General features: G+C 62.4%; 20 protein-coding genes. 17 read left to right on the top strand and 3 right to left on the bottom strand.

The features are described from left to right. The first annotated feature begins 149 nt into the window (after positions 1 to 149). The 4 genes from rpsM (at position 150) to rplQ (ending at position 2,571) form a co-directional block, all read left to right on the top strand. On the top strand, positions 150 to 518 hold the full coding sequence (gene rpsM / locus C8N32_RS07865; RefSeq protein ID WP_107892192.1) for a 30S ribosomal protein S13: 369 nt from the start codon (positions 150 to 152) through the stop codon (positions 516 to 518). 14 nt (positions 519 to 532) lie between these two features. Next, positions 533 to 922 (top strand): 30S ribosomal protein S11, encoded by a 390-nt coding sequence (rpsK, locus tag C8N32_RS07860; protein WP_107892190.1) that lies wholly within the window; start codon positions 533 to 535, stop codon positions 920 to 922. Between the two features lie 110 nt (positions 923 to 1,032). Further along, positions 1,033 to 2,049, top strand: coding sequence for a DNA-directed RNA polymerase subunit alpha (locus C8N32_RS07855; RefSeq protein ID WP_107892188.1), 1,017 nt, complete (start codon positions 1,033 to 1,035; stop codon positions 2,047 to 2,049). Positions 2,050 to 2,151: 102 nt separating this feature from the next. Further along, positions 2,152 to 2,571, top strand: coding sequence for a 50S ribosomal protein L17 (rplQ, locus tag C8N32_RS07850; protein WP_107892186.1), 420 nt, complete (start codon positions 2,152 to 2,154; stop codon positions 2,569 to 2,571). 74 nt (positions 2,572 to 2,645) lie between these two features. Here the strand turns inward: rplQ and C8N32_RS14850 are convergent, their stop codons facing one another. After that, positions 2,646 to 2,834, bottom strand: coding sequence for a hypothetical protein (locus tag C8N32_RS14850; RefSeq protein ID WP_146159691.1), 189 nt, complete (start codon positions 2,832 to 2,834; stop codon positions 2,646 to 2,648). Between the two features lie 99 nt (positions 2,835 to 2,933). On the opposite strand from C8N32_RS14850, the gene C8N32_RS07845 reads away from it, so the two are divergent. From C8N32_RS07845 to C8N32_RS07790, 12 genes are all read left to right on the top strand, one after another. Continuing rightward, on the top strand, positions 2,934 to 3,545 hold the full coding sequence (locus C8N32_RS07845) for an autoinducer binding domain-containing protein (protein ID WP_107892183.1): 612 nt from the start codon (positions 2,934 to 2,936) through the stop codon (positions 3,543 to 3,545). A 52-nt stretch (positions 3,546 to 3,597) separates the two neighbouring features. Beyond that, on the top strand, positions 3,598 to 4,188 hold the full coding sequence (locus C8N32_RS07840) for an acyl-homoserine-lactone synthase (RefSeq protein WP_107892181.1): 591 nt from the start codon (positions 3,598 to 3,600) through the stop codon (positions 4,186 to 4,188). 76 nt (positions 4,189 to 4,264) lie between these two features. Further along, positions 4,265 to 5,644: a Do family serine endopeptidase gene (locus tag C8N32_RS07835; RefSeq protein ID WP_107892179.1), complete on the top strand. Its 1,380-nt coding sequence runs from the start codon at positions 4,265 to 4,267 to the stop codon at positions 5,642 to 5,644. 23 nt (positions 5,645 to 5,667) lie between these two features. Next, a complete protein-coding gene (locus C8N32_RS07830; RefSeq protein WP_107892177.1) occupies positions 5,668 to 6,984 on the top strand; it encodes a replication-associated recombination protein A in 1,317 nt (438 codons plus the stop codon). 31 nt (positions 6,985 to 7,015) lie between these two features. Continuing rightward, complete coding sequence (gene crcB / locus C8N32_RS07825; RefSeq protein WP_107892175.1) at positions 7,016 to 7,396, top strand: fluoride efflux transporter CrcB; 381 nt, start codon at positions 7,016 to 7,018, stop codon at positions 7,394 to 7,396. Next, the gene (locus C8N32_RS07820) at positions 7,393 to 8,433 is read left to right on the top strand and encodes an RluA family pseudouridine synthase (RefSeq protein ID WP_107892172.1); all 1,041 of its coding nucleotides are present in this window, start codon (positions 7,393 to 7,395) and stop codon (positions 8,431 to 8,433) included. Before crcB ends, C8N32_RS07820 begins: the two co-directional genes overlap by 4 nt. Continuing rightward, positions 8,430 to 9,095, top strand: coding sequence for an HAD-IA family hydrolase (locus tag C8N32_RS07815; RefSeq protein WP_107892169.1), 666 nt, complete (start codon positions 8,430 to 8,432; stop codon positions 9,093 to 9,095). Before C8N32_RS07820 ends, C8N32_RS07815 begins: the two co-directional genes overlap by 4 nt. Positions 9,096 to 9,098: 3 nt before the next feature. Further along, complete coding sequence (locus C8N32_RS07810) at positions 9,099 to 9,842, top strand: ATP12 family chaperone protein (protein WP_107892167.1); 744 nt, start codon at positions 9,099 to 9,101, stop codon at positions 9,840 to 9,842. A gap of 183 nt (positions 9,843 to 10,025) precedes the next feature. After that, on the top strand, positions 10,026 to 11,045 hold the full coding sequence (locus tag C8N32_RS07805; RefSeq protein WP_107892165.1) for an amino acid ABC transporter substrate-binding protein: 1,020 nt from the start codon (positions 10,026 to 10,028) through the stop codon (positions 11,043 to 11,045). Positions 11,046 to 11,133: 88 nt separating this feature from the next. Further along, positions 11,134 to 12,387 (top strand): amino acid ABC transporter permease, encoded by a 1,254-nt coding sequence (locus C8N32_RS07800; RefSeq protein ID WP_107892163.1) that lies wholly within the window; start codon positions 11,134 to 11,136, stop codon positions 12,385 to 12,387. 1 nt (position 12,388) lies between these two features. After that, positions 12,389 to 13,690, top strand: a complete 1,302-nt coding sequence (locus C8N32_RS07795; RefSeq protein ID WP_107892161.1) for an amino acid ABC transporter permease — start codon at positions 12,389 to 12,391, stop codon at positions 13,688 to 13,690. Between the two features lie 10 nt (positions 13,691 to 13,700). Beyond that, a complete protein-coding gene (locus C8N32_RS07790; protein WP_107892159.1) occupies positions 13,701 to 14,492 on the top strand; it encodes an amino acid ABC transporter ATP-binding protein in 792 nt (263 codons plus the stop codon). Here the strand turns inward: C8N32_RS07790 and C8N32_RS07785 are convergent. Together C8N32_RS07785 and argB are read right to left on the bottom strand one after the other, a co-directional pair. Further along, positions 14,489 to 14,995: a SixA phosphatase family protein gene (locus C8N32_RS07785; RefSeq protein WP_107892157.1), complete on the bottom strand. Its 507-nt coding sequence runs from the start codon at positions 14,993 to 14,995 to the stop codon at positions 14,489 to 14,491. The genes C8N32_RS07790 and C8N32_RS07785 overlap by 4 nt on opposite strands. A gap of 66 nt (positions 14,996 to 15,061) precedes the next feature. Next, positions 15,062 to 15,931: an acetylglutamate kinase gene (argB, locus tag C8N32_RS07780; protein WP_107892155.1), complete on the bottom strand. Its 870-nt coding sequence runs from the start codon at positions 15,929 to 15,931 to the stop codon at positions 15,062 to 15,064. Between the two features lie 109 nt (positions 15,932 to 16,040). On the opposite strand from argB, the gene C8N32_RS07775 reads away from it, so the two are divergent. Further along, a complete protein-coding gene (locus C8N32_RS07775; protein ID WP_107892153.1) occupies positions 16,041 to 16,772 on the top strand; it encodes an SDR family NAD(P)-dependent oxidoreductase in 732 nt (243 codons plus the stop codon). Positions 16,773 to 16,921 lie beyond the last annotated feature (149 nt).

Below are 16,921 nucleotides of genomic sequence, written 5' to 3'. Positions count from 1 at the left end.
CGCCTTAGGGACATCAACTCTGATGAGAATCGGCCCTTTGCACCGAAACGTCGGCGCAAGGGCAGAGCGGCCCGGAGGCGAACGCTTTCGGGCCATCGTTGTGAAAAAAGGTTCTGGGGTTACGGAACCGCAACCAAAGGAATATCTGCGTGGCACGTATAGCTGGCGTTAACATCCCGACAGGGAAACGCGTCCCCATTGCACTGACCTACATCCACGGTATTGGATCGGACTCGGCCTCTCGCATCTGCGAGGCGGTCGGTGTCGAAAGCAACCGCCGTGTCAACGAACTGTCGGATGCCGAGGTTCTGGCCATCCGTGAGCATATCGATGCGAACTACACTGTCGAGGGAGACCTGCGCCGCGAAGTTCAGATGAACGTCAAGCGCCTGATGGACCTTGGCTGTTACCGCGGCCTGCGCCATCGCCGCAACCTGCCCGTGCGCGGCCAGCGCACCCACACGAATGCGCGCACGCGCAAAGGTCCGGCGAAACCGATCGCCGGCAAGAAGAAGTAAGGGGGGCAGACAACATGGCACGTGACAAGACCCGTACCCGCCGCAAGGAGCGTAAGAACATCGCCGCTGGCGTGGCGCATGTGAACAGCTCTTTCAACAACACCAAGATCCTGATTTCCGACGTGCAGGGGAACGCGATTTCGTGGTCCTCCGCCGGGACGATGGGGTTCAAGGGATCGCGGAAGTCGACCCCCTACGCTGCGCAAATGGCTGCCGAAGACGCCGGTCGCAAGGCGCAGGAGCATGGCGTGAAGACGCTGGAAGTCGAAGTGCAGGGCCCCGGTTCGGGCCGGGAGAGCGCGCTGCGTGCGCTGGCTGCCGTCGGGTTTACCATCACCTCGATCCGTGATGTGACCCCGATTGCCCACAACGGCTGCCGTCCGCCCAAGCGCCGCCGCGTCTGATTGCGGATTTTACGCCGGGCCGCGCGCTGTGCGGCCCGGATTTGTCATTTTGAACCTCGGGCGTTGCCGCCTTTGGGCATGGGGAGGCAACAGGAATTGAGGAGACGTACATGATCCACAAGAATTGGCAGGAACTTATCAAGCCGACCCAGCTTGAGATCAGACCCGGCAACGATCCGGCCCGGCAGGCCGTTGTTGTTGCCGAACCGCTGGAACGTGGCTTTGGCCTGACGCTGGGTAATGCCTTGCGCCGGGTTTTGATGAGTTCCCTTCAGGGGGCGGCGATTACCAGCGTCCAGATCGACAACGTGTTGCATGAGTTTTCCTCGGTCGCCGGGGTGCGCGAGGATGTGACCGACATCGTGCTGAACCTCAAGGGCGTTGCCCTGCGCATGGAGGTGGAGGGCCCCAAGCGGCTTGCGATTTCGGCCAAGGGGCCGGGTGCCGTGACAGCGGGGCAGATTTCGGAAACTGCCGGTATCGAAGTGCTGAACCGGGATCACGTGATTTGCCATCTCGACGAAGGCGCGGATTTTTATTGCGAACTGACGGTCAACACCGGCAAGGGTTATGTCGCGGCAGACAGGAACCGCCCCGAAGACGCGCCTATCGGCCTGATTCCGATCGACGCGATCTATTCGCCGGTCAAGAAGGTTGCCTATGACGTTCAGCCGACCCGTGAAGGGCAGGTGCTGGATTATGACAAGCTGACGCTCAAGGTGGAAACCGACGGCTCCATCACGCCCGACGACGCCGTGGCCTATGCCGCGCGAATCCTGCAAGACCAGTTGTCGATCTTCGTCAACTTCGAAGATCCGGAGGCGGCCACCCGCCAGGATGACGATGACGGGCTGGAATTCAATCCGCTGCTTCTGAAGAAGGTGGATGAACTGGAGCTTTCGGTTCGTTCTGCCAATTGTCTGAAGAACGACAACATCGTCTATATCGGCGACCTGATCCAGAAGACCGAGGCGGAAATGCTGCGCACGCCGAACTTTGGCCGCAAGTCGCTGAACGAGATCAAGGAAGTGCTTTCCGGTATGGGGCTTCACCTTGGCATGGATGTCGAGGAATGGCCGCCGGAAAACATCGAGGAACTGGCCAAGAAGTTCGAGGATCAGTTTTGAGAGATTGCACCCCCGCAAGGGGGTGCCGGGCACCCGCCCCAAGGAGAGCGGCCCGCACGCATGGGCTGCCGGACAAAGCAAAACACGTAATGGAGATTTGAAATGCGTCACGCCCGCGGCTACCGCCGCCTGAACCGTACCCACGAACATCGCAAGGCGCTGTTTGCGAACATGGCCGGCTCACTGATCGAACATGAGCAGATCAAGACGACCCTGCCCAAGGCCAAGGAACTCAAGCGCGTTGTCGACAAGCTGATTACGCTTGGCAAGCGCGGCGATCTGCACGCCCGCCGCCAGGCCGCAGCGCGTCTGAAGCAGGACGCCCACGTAGCCAAACTGTTTGATGTTCTCGGTCCGCGCTATGCCGAACGTCCGGGCGGGTATGTGCGTGTCTTGAAGGCCGGGTTCCGCTATGGGGACATGGCCCCGATGGCCATTGTCGAACTTGTGGACCGTGACCCGGAGGCCAAGGGTGCCGCCGACCGCGCCCGGGTCGAGGCAGAAGAGGCCGCTGAGGACTGAGGCGGCCGATGGCCGGAACAGAAAGCCTGCCTTTTTGGCAGGCTTTTTTCTTGCACTGAAGAAAATTTCAGGCGTTAGTTACTGTGATGGTTTTTGCCGTCCGCCGTCTCGGAATTTGCGATCCATTCGGAAAGGTCTTCAATGATTTTTTCCAAATGCTCGTCGTCGATCGGGGCGGAGCCGAGAAGCTCCAGAAGGTCTGAGCGGATATTGGGCGGGAAATGCATCAACCGATTAAATATGGCAGGGTGGATATCTTTCAAACCGAAATCTCCACTGGGTTTACTTCTGTCTTTGGTGTGCAAAGTTGGTTCGAATTAGTCTAAGGTTGACTGGTGTGATTGCAACTTGTCTAAAAAGTCATGTTTGAAAAGTCCGAGTTTGACCGTGAGCTTCGTAAACTGGATGCGTATGCATCTGCCGGTTATTTTCTGGCGTTGCATATCCGGTTCACGTCTCCTCTCTTCTTGTTCCGCACCTACGATCAGGCCTGGACGGATCACTACACCGAGAATGGCTATGTCCTGCGCGACCCGATGACGGCGTGGGGCTTTGCCACCACCGGCTCCACACGTTGGAGCAACAGGCTCATCCCGGACCCGTTCGGAATATTCAAGGAAGCGGCGTCGTTCGGGCTGAAGTATGGCGTAACGATCTCCTGCGGGCCTGTGCGCTCCAGGACTATTGCGAGTTTGGCAAGAGCAGATCGGGAATTTACGGATGTGGAAATCACCGAGATCGGGAAACTGGTGAAACGCCTCCATGACATGACCGAGCCACCGCAAAAGCTTACGAAGGCCCAGATCGAAGCGCTGAAGTGCATTGCGGACGGTGATCGCCACGCGGCGGCAGCGGCTAAGCTCGGAATCTCGGAAAGTGCGCTCAAGGCGCGGCTGACATCGGCACGTCAACGGCTGATGGCGCGCACCACTGCCGAGGCCATTCAGCGTGCAAAAGATAACAACCTGCTCTGAGGGTGTCGTCTTCCGCAAGGTTTGTAACTGTAACGACTTGCTGGAGGCTGCCATGCTGACGACGACCCTTTCCTTTGAGAACCTGCACAACCATGGCGAATTGTTCGCCAACATGCTGCGGGCCCGCCGTGACCTTTTCATCGTTCACAACAAGTGGAACCTGCCCGAGGCCCTGGGCATGGAATACGACCAGTACGACACCCCGGCCAGCCGCTGGGTGGTTGTACATGATGAGCTTGGGCGCGTTCTGGCGGGCAACCGTCTGACGCCGAGCACGGCACGCTGCGGGATCTACAGCTATATGATTCGCGATGCGCAGCGGGGATTGCTGGATACGATCCCTTCGCATCTTCTTTATGACGAAGCCCCGGTGGGCGAAAACGTCTGGGAAAGTTCGCGCCTGTTCGTTTCCCATGACGTTCCGGCAGCGCGGCGGCGGCGGGTTCATGCGCGGCTGGTGCTTGCGTTGACCAAGGCAGCGCGGGACCTGGGGGCTACAAACTGCCTGACCCTGCTGAATGCGAACTGGCCGCGCTGGGCCGGACGTGTCGGTGTGGACATGACGGCGATGGGGCCGGTGATGGAAATCGAGGGTGTGGCCAATCAGGTCGTTTCCATGAATTTCGTGCCCAACCTGCACTGACGTTCCGAAAGCAGGGCGGTTGAACCGCCCTGCTTTGCCGCGCATATCTGGGTCTGAACCTGCCGGAGACGACCAGATGAAACGCGTTACCCTTTTTATGCTTGCCATGATGCTGGCGCTGCCCCTGCGGGCAGAGACCGTGCCCGCCACGCGTGAGGAAATCACCCTGAGTTTCGCACCGGTCGTACGGGCCACGGCACCGGCGGTTGTGAACATCTACGCACGTCGCATCGTGGCCGAACGCGTCAGCCCCTTTGCCAATGACCCGTTCTTCAGCGACCTCTTTCGTGATTTTGGCCGCCTGCGCCAGCGGGAGCAAAACTCCCTCGGCTCCGGGGTTGTCGTCGGGGCGGAGGGGGTGGTGGTCTCCAACTACCATGTTGTCGGCCAGGCAACGGATATCCGCGTGGTTCTGAACGACAAACGCGAATATGACGCGGAGGTGCTGTTGGGCGATGAGCAGTCCGACCTGGCCGTGCTTCGGCTGAAGGGCGCGCGGGATCTTCCCGCGGTGTCGCTGCGCGATTCCGACACCGTCGAGGTTGGGGATCTGGTCCTGGCCATCGGCAACCCTTTCGGGATCGGGCAGACAGTGAGTTCGGGGATTGTCTCCGGGCTGGCGCGCTCGGGGCTGTCGATCGGGGGAGGGCGGGGGTATTTTCTGCAAACCGACGCCGCGATCAACCCGGGCAACTCGGGCGGGGCGCTGGTGGATATGAAGGGCCGGCTGGTCGGCATCAATACCGCGATCCTGTCCCGCTCCGGCGGGTCGAACGGTATCGGATTTGCGATTCCCGCCAATCTGGTGCGCAGTTTCGTGGATCAGGCCCGGGCCGGGAATGTCCGCTTTCAGCGCCCCTGGGCTGGTGTGACGGGTCAGCCGGTCGATGCCGCGCTGGCCGAGGGCTTCGGGATGGACCGTCCGCAGGGCGTGGTTCTGAGTGCGCTGCACCCTCAAAGCCCCTTCCGCAAAGCCGGTCTGGAGGTGGGAGACGTGGTCCTGACCCTTGATGGCGCGCCGGTAAACTCTCCGCAGGAGATGCTGTTCCGCCTGTCGGCCGAGGGGGTCGGCCAGAAGATCGAGGCCACCTATCTGCGCGACGGGCGCCGTGAGCAGGTGCGCCTGACATTGATCTCCCCCCCCGAAGATCCGCCCCGAGACCCGCGAACGCTGGGCCGCCGGAGCGTTTTGGAAGGGCTTTCAGTGGTAAACGTCAACCCGGCCGTCGCCGCGGAAGAGGATCTGCCTTCCGAAAGTAGCGGTGTACTGATCGTCGAACCGGGACGCAACGGGGCGCGTCTCGGGTTGCGGCCCGGTGACATCCTGCTGAAGATCAACGGCACCCCGGTTGCCACCACCCGCGATGTCGCTCGTGCCGCGGGTGAGGAGCGTCGCAACTGGAGCGTGGAGTACCTGCGCGAAGGCCGGCGCGCGGTTGTCCGCTTCCGCGTCTAGACGTGATGGCGTAGGCTGGGCAGATGGCTGACCTTTTTGACACTGCGCCCGACGAGGCCGCCAGGCCCGCCGGGCCGCGCCCCTTGGCCGACCGCCTGCGCCCCCGGCGTCTGAGCGATGTGGTCGGCCAGGAGCACCTTCTTGGCCCGGATGGCCCGCTGGGCGTGATGCTGACCTCGGGGGCTTTGGGCTCTCTGATCCTGTGGGGACCGCCGGGGGTTGGAAAGACGACCATCGCCCGCCTGTTGGCCGATGAGACCAGGCTTGCCTTCGTGCAGATCAGTGCGATCTTTACCGGTGTCGCGGACCTGAAAAAGGTCTTTGAGGCCGCGAAGCTACGCCACGCGAACGGGCAGGGGACGCTGTTGTTCGTGGATGAGATCCACCGTTTCAACAAGGCCCAGCAGGATGGATTCCTGCCGCATATGGAGGATGGCACGATCCTTCTGGTTGGCGCGACGACGGAAAACCCCAGTTTCGAGTTGAACGCCGCGCTTCTGTCGCGGGCGCAGGTGATGGTGCTGGAGCGGCTGGATCTTGCGCATCTGGAACTGCTGGCGCAGAGGGCAGAGCGGGAACTGGGCCGTGCCCTGCCGTTGACCGGCCCTGCGCGTGAGGCGCTGTTGGAAATGGCCGATGGCGACGGGCGCGCGCTTTTGAACCTGATTGAGCAGGTTGCCGCCTGGAAACCCCATGGCCCGATCAGCCCCGATGAACTTTCGACCCGGTTGATGAAGCGTGCCGCGCAATATGACAAATCGGGCGATGGCCATTACAACCTGATCTCGGCGCTGCATAAATCGGTACGGGGGTCGGACCCGGATGCCGCACTGTACTGGTTTACCCGAATGCTGGAAGGTGGCGAAGATCCGCGCTACCTCGCCCGCCGCCTGACCCGCATGGCGGTGGAGGATATCGCACTGGCCGATCCGCAGGCACAGGGGATCTGCCTGGAGGCATGGCAGATTTATGAACGCCTCGGCAGCCCGGAGGGGGAGCTGGCATTGGCGCAGGCAGTGATTTATCTCGCGCTCGCGCCCAAGTCGAACGCGGGGTATGCCGCCTACAAGAATGCTCGCGCCGCCGCCCGCCGCACCGGATCGGAGCCGCCGCCCAAACATATCCTGAATGCCCCCACCGCGCTGATGAAGGAGCAGGGCTATGGCGAAGGCTATGAGTATGACCACGACACCGAGGCCGGGTTCTCGGGTCAGAACTACTTCCCCGAAGACATGAAGCGTGGAGTTTACTACACTCCGGTCGAGCGCGGCTTCGAGCGCGAACTCAAACGTCGGCTGGACTATTTTACCAAGCTGCGCGCCCGGCGGCAGAGCGGTTGACAAGCCCGCCAAAGGGGAACATGGGAATCCCATGACTGGCGGAACGATCATTCAGGTGGCCCTTGGCGGGGCGTTGGGAGCGACGGGGCGGTATATGGTCGGCGTCGCCGCGGTCAGGCTTCTGGGCCGGAGCTTCCCCTGGGGAACGCTGGCGGTGAACATCGCCGGATCGTTCCTGATGGGGGTGCTGGTTGTGGTCCTGGCCAGGAAGGGCGGCACGCCTTTCGCGCCGTTCTTCATGACCGGGCTTCTGGGTGGGTTCACCACGTTCTCGGCTTTTTCTCTGGATGCGGTCACGCTTTATGAGCGCGGGCAGGCGGGGCTGGCGCTGGGTTATGTCGCGGCGTCGGTGCTTTTGTCGCTGGCGGCGATCGTGGCCGGTCTGGCCGTTGCGCGGGGGCTGATGACATGAGCGGCGTGCAAACCGTTACCGTTGCGCCGGGGGAAGGCGGACAACGGCTCGACCGCTGGTTCCGCCGCCGTTTCCCCCAGGTGGGACAGGGCCGGATCGAAAAGATGTGCCGCAAGGGAGAACTTCGCGTCGACGGCGGCCGGGTGAAACCTGCCACGCGGGTCGTAGAGGGCCAGCAGGTGCGTATCCCCCCGTTGCCCGGCCCGCAGGACAGGCCGGTACCGCGCCCGACTGTATCGGATGCCGACGCGCAGATGATTCGTGCCGCCGTGCTTTATCGCGACGATCACGTCATTGTCCTCAACAAGCCTCCGGGTTTGCCCAGCCAGGGCGGCAGCGGCCAGACCCGCCATGTGGACGGTCTGGCGGAGGCGTTGCGCTTTGGGTTGGACGACAAGCCACGCCTTGTCCACCGGCTGGACAAGGATACTTCCGGCATCCTGCTGCTGGCCCGCACCCGTGCCGTGGCCGGGGCGCTGACAGCCGCCTTCCGTGCCCGCGAGACACGCAAGATCTACTGGGCCGCCGTGGCGGGGCAGCCGGCGCCGCCAATGGGAACCATCCGCTTTGGTCTGGTGAAGGGGCCCGGTCACGGCGCACACGGGGAAGGGGAGAAGATGCTTTGCCTGCATCCCGACGCCGTCGACCGAACCGAAGGGGCCAGGCGCGCCACCACCGATTACGCCGTGCTGGCATCCTTGGGCAAACGTGTCAGCTGGTGCGCGCTGATCCCGGTTACGGGACGGACGCATCAGTTGCGCGCCCACATGGCCGAGCTGGGCCACCCGATCGTGGGGGATGGTAAATACGGCGGGTCGGGGCAGGAAAACCTGGGCGATGGCTGGGGGGCGCAGCTGGGCGGTGAAATCAGCCGCAAGCTGCACCTGCATGCGCGTTCCATCCGTTTTGCGCATCCGGTGACAGGCGCGATGATGACCGTTACCGCCCCCTTGCCCGAACACATGCGCCGGACCTGGAAGATGGTCGACTGGTCAGAGGACGACGTGCCCGCAGACCCGTTCGAGGATCTGGAATGAGTGATCTGCGGCTGGTCATCTTCGACGTGGACGGTACGCTGGTGGACAGCCAGGCGCATATTCACGCGGCGATGGCGGCGGCCTTTGACGGGGCGGGGCTGACCGTCCCGGACATGGCGGCAGTGCGCGGGATTGTCGGGCTTTCTCTGCCGGTGGCAATCGGACGTCTCGCCCCCACCCTTGACGATGCGGCGGTGGCGGATCTGACCGGGCGCTACAAGCGGGCCTTTTTCGACATGCGGGTGGGGGGCGCGACCTCACCTCTGTTTCCCGGAGCGCGGGACCTTCTGGAGACGCTTGCCGCGCGCGAAGAAGTCCTTTTGGGTATTGCCACCGGCAAATCCCGGCGCGGGCTGGATCATCTTCTGGCGGCGCACGGACTGGCCGAGATGTTCCTGACCCGGCAGGTTGCGGATGACCACCCTTCCAAGCCGCACCCGTCGATGGTGCTGGCCGCGTTGTTGGAGACCGGGGTGGCGGCATGTGATGCGGTCATGATTGGGGACACCAGCTTTGACATGGAGATGGGCCGTACCGCGGGCGTACGTACGCTTGGGGTCGGCTGGGGCTGCCACGACCCGGCGAATCTGAGCGCCGATGCCGATCTTGTGGTCTCGGATTTTCCCGCCCTGGCTGCGGCGATCGAGGAGAGTTGGGGGTAGGAAATGGCGGAATGGGCCCCGAAACGGTTTTGGAAAGCGGCAACGGTTGAAATTGCTGAACCGGGCTTTGCCGTATCCCTGGACGGGCGGAGGGTGAAAACGCCGGCCAAGGCGGCGCTGATCGTACCCAGCCGTGCCATGGCGCAGGCCATTGCCGCAGAGTGGGCCGCGCAGGGGGAGAGGCTCGACCCAGGTACCATGCCGGTGACGCGTGCGGCCAACGCGGCGATTGACAAGGTCGCCGTCCAGCATGGCGAGGTCGCCGATATGATCGCGGCCTATGGGGAGACGGACCTGACCTGCCACCGGGCCGAGGGGCCGGAGGTGCTGTGCGCCCGCCAGTCGGCTGCCTGGGACCCGTTGTTGGATTGGGCGCATGATGTGCTGGGGGCACGGCTGTGCCCGGCTTGCGGGGTCATCCCGACCGCGCAGCCCCCTGAAAGCCTTGCCGCCCTGCGCACGCGGGTGCGCGCGCTGGATACGTTCGAGTTGACGGCTCTTCACGATCTGGTGGGGTTGTCGGGGTCCTTGCTGATCGGTCTGGCGGCCTTCGAAGGCTGGGCGCGGATCGAGGCGCTGTGGGATATCTCGCGCATAGATGAAACCTGGCAAGAGGAGCAATGGGGCAGGGATGAGGACGCCGCGGCGGCTAGTGCTCTGAAGAGAAAGGAATTCCTTCAGGCCCGGCGGTTTCTGGACCTGCACCATGCGCAGGGGCGGCGGGGGTCTCTCGGCCAGGAGACGTAAAGCACACAAGCCGCGCACGCCAGGGCTGTTTCCGTAAGGTTAGAGAGATCATAATTTGCCAACAGGCTTGACCCGCGCGTTTTTCTTCATTCACACTTCCTGCACATAATAGGGTCCGGATGGACCCTGCCTTCGGGTAAAAGAAAATCCGCCCCTGCGGCGGAATAACAGGAAGAGGTCAAGATGAAAAACACCGTATTCCCCGGCGTTCTTGTTGTGGCGGGTCTGGCCGCTGGCGTGGCTGGCGCAACGACGCTGGAAGACGTTCAGGCCCGTGGCAAGCTGAACTGCGGTATCAATACCGGCCTTGTCGGGTTTGCTGCACCGGATGCCAATGGTGAATGGTCAGGCTTCGACGTGGCCTATTGCCGGGCGCTGGCGGCGGCTGTTCTGGGCGATCCGACCGCGATCGAGTTCGTTTCGCTCACCGGGAAGACGCGCTTTACCGCGCTGGCCTCGGGGGAGATCGACGCGTTGTCGCGCAACACCACCTGGACTTATTCGCGCGATGTCGACCTGAAATTCACCTTCGTGGGCGTCAACTACTATGACGGGCAGGGGTTCATCGTGCCGAAAGCGCTGGGCGTCAATTCCGCCAAGGAGCTTGATGGTGCCACGGTCTGCATCCAGACCGGAACCACCACGGAACTGAACCTGGCGGATTTCTTCCGGGCCAACAACATCGGCTATGAGCCTGTCCCGATCGAGACCAACGCCGAGGCGCAGCAGCAGTATCTGGCCGGTGCCTGCGATACCTATACCACCGACGCTTCCGGCCTTGCCGCCACACGGGCCACCTTTGAAGATCCGTCGGCGCATACGATCCTGCCCGAGATCATTTCCAAGGAACCCCTTGGGCCGTTGGTGCGCCACGGCGACGATCAGTGGGCCGATATCGCCCGCTGGACGCTGAACGCCCTGATCGCCGCCGAGGAGTTCGGCGTAACTTCGGCCAATGTGGATGAGATGGCTTCTGCCCCGACCGACAACCCCGAGGTCAACCGCCTGCTGGGCACCGAAGGCAACCTGGGCGAGATGATCGGTTTGCCTGCGGACTGGGCCGTCAAGGCCATCAAGGCCGGCGGCAATTACGGCGAAATCTTTGAGCGCACGATCGGTGAAAGCACCCCTGTGGGGCTGGCGCGCGGTCTGAACGCGCAATGGGCAGAGGGCGGGCTGATGTACGCCCCGCCGTTCCGCTAAGCATGCATAGGGCGCGGTTCTGCCGCGCCCTTTCGCTTGCGCTGACACACCCGGCCAGAAAAGAACCGGGGACAAACAGGGACTGTAAATGTCGACATTGACCGACCCTCCAAAGGCGTCGTTCCGGCTGAGCATGCTGGTCTATGACACCCGCTACCGGTCGCTGACCATACAGGTGGTGGCGCTGATCGCGTTCATGCTTGCGGCAGCCTGGCTGATCAATAACACGCTTCAGAACCTTGCCGAGTTGGGCAAGCCGATAGATTTCGGCTTTTTCGCCGAGCCGGCAAGCTATGACATCAACCAGCGCCTGGTGGAATATACCAGCCGCGACACTCACCTGCGCGCGGCGTTTGTAGGGCTTTTGAACACGCTGCTCGTGGCGGTTCTGGGCTGTGCGCTGGCCACGGTCGTCGGCGTGTTGGTCGGGGTGCTGCGGCTTTCGGGAAACTGGCTGGTGGCGCGGATCATGACGGTTTACGTCGAGATGTTTCGCAATGTTCCGGTCCTGCTCTGGATCGTCTTCTTCATGGCGGTCCTGATCGAGAGTCTGCCTTCCCCCCGCGACTTTCGCGGCGAAAGCCCCGAGGCCTCAATGCTGTTGTTCGACAGCGTGGCGGTGACGAACCGGGGCATTTATATTCCCGAGCCGCTTTTTTCCCGCAGTCTTGGGGATTTGTCTTTGGGGGTTTTCGATGTCAGCCTCGATCTCGTGGCGATTTTGGCGGTGCTTGGCGCGGGCCTTTGGGGGACGGCACGTATCAGCAGGCGTGCGGGCAGAATCCAGGAAGCCACGGGGGTGCGCCCCGTCACCTGGTACCTGCGCCTGGCGGTCGTGGTTTTGCCGGTTCTGGCGGTTCTGATCGTGCTGGGCTTTCACCTTGGGCTGCCAGAGTTGACGGGCTTCAACTTTCAGGGCGGAATCTATATGCGCAATTCTCTGATTGCGCTTTGGCTGGCGCTCAGCTTCTACACCGCCGCCTTCATCGCGGAGATCGTGCGGGCGGGGATTCTCGCCATTTCCAAGGGGCAGACCGAGGCCGCCGCGGCGCTGGGCCTGCGGTCCGGGCGGATCATGTCCCTTGTGATCCTGCCACAGGCGCTTCGGGTCATCATCCCGCCGCTGATTTCGCAATATCTGAACCTGACGAAGAACTCCTCGCTGGCGATTGCGGTGGGTTACATGGACATCACCGGGACGCTGGGCGGGATCACCATGAACCAGACCGGGCGTGAGCTGGAATGCGTGTTGCTTCTGATGGGGGTCTACCTGTGCATCTCGCTGATCATTTCGGTGATGATGAACTGGTACAACACCCGCGTCAAACTGGTGGAGAGGTAAGATGGCTGACCTTTCCTATGTCCGTACCGAGATGGTGCCCGAGCAGGCGCCGCCCCCGTCTTCGGTCGGGGTGCTGGGCTGGTTGCGGGAAAACCTGTTTTCCGGATGGTTCAACGTTTTGCTGACGCTCCTGTCGGCGGCGTTCATCACAATGATCCTGGCGGCAGTGCTGCCGTGGTTGTTCCACTCAAGCTGGACGGCGGGGTCGCTTAACGAATGCCGGCAGCAGATTGCCGCCGCTTATGGCGAGCATGCAGAAGGCGCCTGTTGGGCGGTGATCCGCGAACGCCATTTGCAGCTGCTGTTCGGCTTTTATCCCTCCGAACTTTACTGGCGGCCCGTTCTTGCCTTTGTCGTGACGTTCCTGGCGCTGGCTCCGGTGCTGTTCCCGGCCTTGCCGCGCAAGATGTTGTGGGGGTCGGTCCTGGTTCCGTTCCTTGTGCCGTGGCTGCTGTGGGGGGGAACATTGTGGCTGCCGCTGACGGTTCTGGCGGGGTTCGGGCTGGGCTACGTGGCGTTGCGCGGCGTGTCTGGCCTTGCCGGGGGGCTGGGGGGCGTCGTTGCCGCGGCGGCCGTGGCCGTCCTGTGGTGGCTGTTCCTGGCCGGGCCGGTGGCGCAGGGGGCGCACGCGCTCTTTCCGCTGGGGCTTGAGCCGGTTCCCAGCCGCCAGTTCGGAGGCTTCATGCTGTCGATCACCATCGGGGTGGTGGCGATCACGTTATCGCTGCCGATCGGCATCGTTCTGGCGCTGGGGCGACAGTCGGATCTGTTCATCCTGCGCACCATCTGCGTGGGGTTCATCGAGTTCGTTCGCGGTGTGCCGCTGATCACGCTGCTGTTCGTGGCGTCGGTGTTGCTGAACTACTTTTTACCGCCGGGGACGAATTTCGACATCATCCTGCGCGTCATCATCATGGTGACGCTGTTTGCTTCCGCCTACATGGCCGAGGTGATCCGCGGCGGTCTGGCCGCACTGCCCAAGGGACAGTACGAGGCCGCCGATGCACTGGGTCTGGATTACTGGAAGGCGCAGCGCCTGATCATCATGCCCCAGGCGCTGAAAATCTCAATTCCCGGGATCGTGTCCACGTTTATCGGTGTGTTCAAGGATACCACGCTGGTTTCCATTATCGGCCTGTTCGACCCGATCGGCCTTTCAAACGCGATTCGCGCCGACACCAACTGGAACGGCATCGTGTGGGAGCTCTATGGCTTCATCGCGCTGATGTTCTTTGTCTTCTGTTTCTCGATGTCGCGCTACTCGATGTACCTGGAGCGCAAACTCCAGACCGAGCGGCGCTGAAGGAGGATCCATGTCAAACCCCGCCGAAACGAACAAGGCCGATCACAGCCGCATGACGGTATCGGACAATACCGCCATCCAGATCACGAGCATGAACAAGTGGTACGGCGCGTTCCATGTCTTGCGGGACATCAATCTGACGATCTATGAGGGGGAGCGCATCGTCGTATGCGGCCCGTCCGGGTCGGGGAAATCGACGCTGATCCGCTGCATCAACCGGCTGGAGGAGCATCAGGCCGGGGATATCTTCGTGGATGGGATAGAACTTTCGAACGATCTCAAGAATATCGACAAGATCCGCTCCGAGGTTGGGATGGTGTTCCAGCATTTCAACCTGTTCCCGCATCTGACCATTCTTGAAAACTGTACGCTGGCACCGATCTGGGTGCGCAAGGTCCCCCGCAAGGAGGCCGAGGAGACGGCGATGCATTTTCTCGAGAAGGTAAAGATCCCGGAGCAGGCAAACAAGTATCCCGGTCAACTGTCCGGCGGGCAGCAGCAGCGGGTGGCGATTGCGCGTTCGCTATGTATGAAGCCACGGATCATGCTGTTCGATGAGCCGACCTCCGCACTCGACCCGGAGATGATAAAGGAAGTTCTGGACACCATGATCGCCCTGGCCGAGGAAGGCATGACAATGATCTGCGTCACTCATGAGATGGGCTTTGCCCGCCAGGTGGCCAACCGTGTGATCTTCATGGACCAGGGGCAAATCGTTGAACAGAACGAGCCCGAGGAGTTCTTCAATAACCCGAAATCAGACCGGACCAAGCTGTTCCTTAGCCAGATCCTGGGCCATTAGCCGATCAACTCACGCGGTGTGATGAAGGCAAGTGACTGGCCGGTGCCGAAGGTGACGGTAGTCCAGTCCTTGCCGGCGAACTCCGCGACCAGCGTCGCACAGGTGGGGTAGGCATCGAAACGGTCATGCCTGGGCGGGCGCGTCACCAGCCGCGCGGCGAACTCCGCGATGCCGGGGTTGTGGCCGATCATCAGGACCGGGCTGGCGGCGCAGTTTTGCAGGGTTTCCAGCATGATGTCCGGCGCGGCATGGTAAAGCGCGGGGATGCGTCGCATCACTGTGGATTCCCCCAGGTCGGGGGCCATGCCTTCCCAGGTTTGAACGGCGCGTATCGCGGTGGAACAGGCTACCTCTGCCGGGTGGTGGCCCTGCGTGGCCAGCCACTGACCGATCGTGGTGGCGGATTTGCGCCCGCGACCGTTCAAGGGCCGGTCATGGTCGTCCTGAAGCGGGTCGTCCCAGGCGGATTTCGCGTGACGGATCAGGATCAGGCGAAGGCTCATTCGGGGCGGCCCTCCTTTACTTGCGCCGCGGGCATCCTGCCACAGCTTGATCTGCGGGCCTACCCTTTAGCGTGGCAGCCGGATCAGCGAACCGGCGCCGTGGTCGGTGAACAATTCCAACAGGCAGGCATTGGGCGCGCGCCCGTCCAGAATGACAACCGCCCGCACGCCGCCCGCGATGGCGGTCAGTGCCGTTTCGGTCTTTGGAATCATGCCGCCGGCGATCACGCCATCCTTTGTCATCTGGCGGATCTGTTCGGGGCTGAGTTCTGTCACCACGTGGCCATCGGCGTCCTTGACGCCTGGCACGTCGGTCAACAGCAGGAGCCGATCCGCCTTGAGCGCCGCCGCAACGGCTCCGGCGGCGGTATCGCCGTTGATGTTGAACGTCTCCCCCTTCCGCCCGGAGCCGAGAGGCGCGACGACCGGGATCATCCCGGCCTCAAACAGGTTTTTCAGAACGGCGGGGTTCACATGGACCGGTGTGCCGACAAAGCCCAGCGCCGGGTTGGTCTGCTCACAGGTGATCATCCCCGCATCCTTGCCCGACAGTCCGACCGCCGTGCCGCCCTGGCTGTTGATTGCCTGCACGATGCGCTTGTTCACCTGGCCCGAAAGAACCATTTCCACCACTTCGACGGTGGCGGCGTCGGTCACGCGCTTGCCGTTCACGAATTCCGATTCGACGCCCAGCTTGCCAAGCATCTCGTTGATCATCGGCCCGCCGCCATGCACGACGACCGGGTTCACACCCACTTGCCGCATAAGTACGATGTCACGGGCGAAGCTTTCCATCTCGGAATCGTCGCCCATCGCATGCCCGCCGAACTTGATCACGACGATTGCACCCGTGTAGCGTTGCAGATAAGGAAGCGCCTCGGACAGGGTCCGGGCAGTGGCGATCCAGTCGCGATTCATGGCGGTTTGCTTTTTCATCTGGCTTTTCCGGTTCCTTTTGTCTGTTATCGCGTGGCCTGCGCGCTGCCAAGGGTCATTGTCTTTCCGGCGCCACGCGTTACGGTGCCGCCAAACAGCGAGGCACAGGATGGATCGGAAAATCATGCTTCTGACCGGGGCCAGCCGGGGGATTGGCCACGCGACGGTCAAACGCTTTTCAGCGGCGGGGTGGCGGGTTCTGACCTGTTCGCGTCAGCCCTTCGATCCGCGCTGCCCCTGGCCCGGAGGCGCGGAGGATCATATCCAGATCGACCTGTCGGACGCCGCAGCGACCCTGCGCGCAATCGAGGTCGTGCGTGGCAAGCTGCCCAAGGGCAAGCTGCACGCACTGGTGAACAACGCCGCGATCTCCCCCAAAAGCGAAGAGGGCACGCGCCTGAACACCCTGGAAACCGATCTGCGCATCTGGGCGCAGGTGTTCAATGTGAATTTCTTCGGCCCGCTGGTTCTGGCACGTGGATTGCGCGATGAACTGGTCGCAGCGGAAGGCATGATCGTGAACGTCACCTCGATGGCCGGCAGCCGGGTGCACCCGTTCGCAGGGTCGGCCTACGCGACGTCGAAGGCAGCCCTTGCGGCGTTGACGCGCGAGATGGCAAACGATTTCGGTCCGCTGGGCGTTCGGGTGAACGCCATCGCCCCCGGTGAGGTCAACACCGCCCGCCTGACCTCCGAGGCCCAGGGCCTGGCCCGCGCCGCCCCTCTTGGGCGGGCCGCGGAACCGGATGAGGTTGCCAGCGTGATCGAGTTTCTGTGCGCGGCAGGGTCTTCCTATGTCACCGGCACCGAGATCGAGGTCAACGGTGGCCAGCACGTCTAAAGCGGTTTGCGTTTGATTTGACTCGGCTTGGGATTCACAGGCCGATTTTTTTCTGGTTCACTTCTGTTGGGAGGTGGATCATGGGCAAACCTTACTCTTTGGACCTTCGGGAACGGATTTGCGCTTGCGTCGCTGAGGGCAACTCGGCC

The organism is Rhodovulum imhoffii (assembly GCF_003046545.1).
GTDB lineage: Bacteria > Pseudomonadota > Alphaproteobacteria > Rhodobacterales > Rhodobacteraceae > Rhodovulum > Rhodovulum imhoffii.
This window is presented reverse-complemented; position numbering and strand designations above follow the sequence as displayed.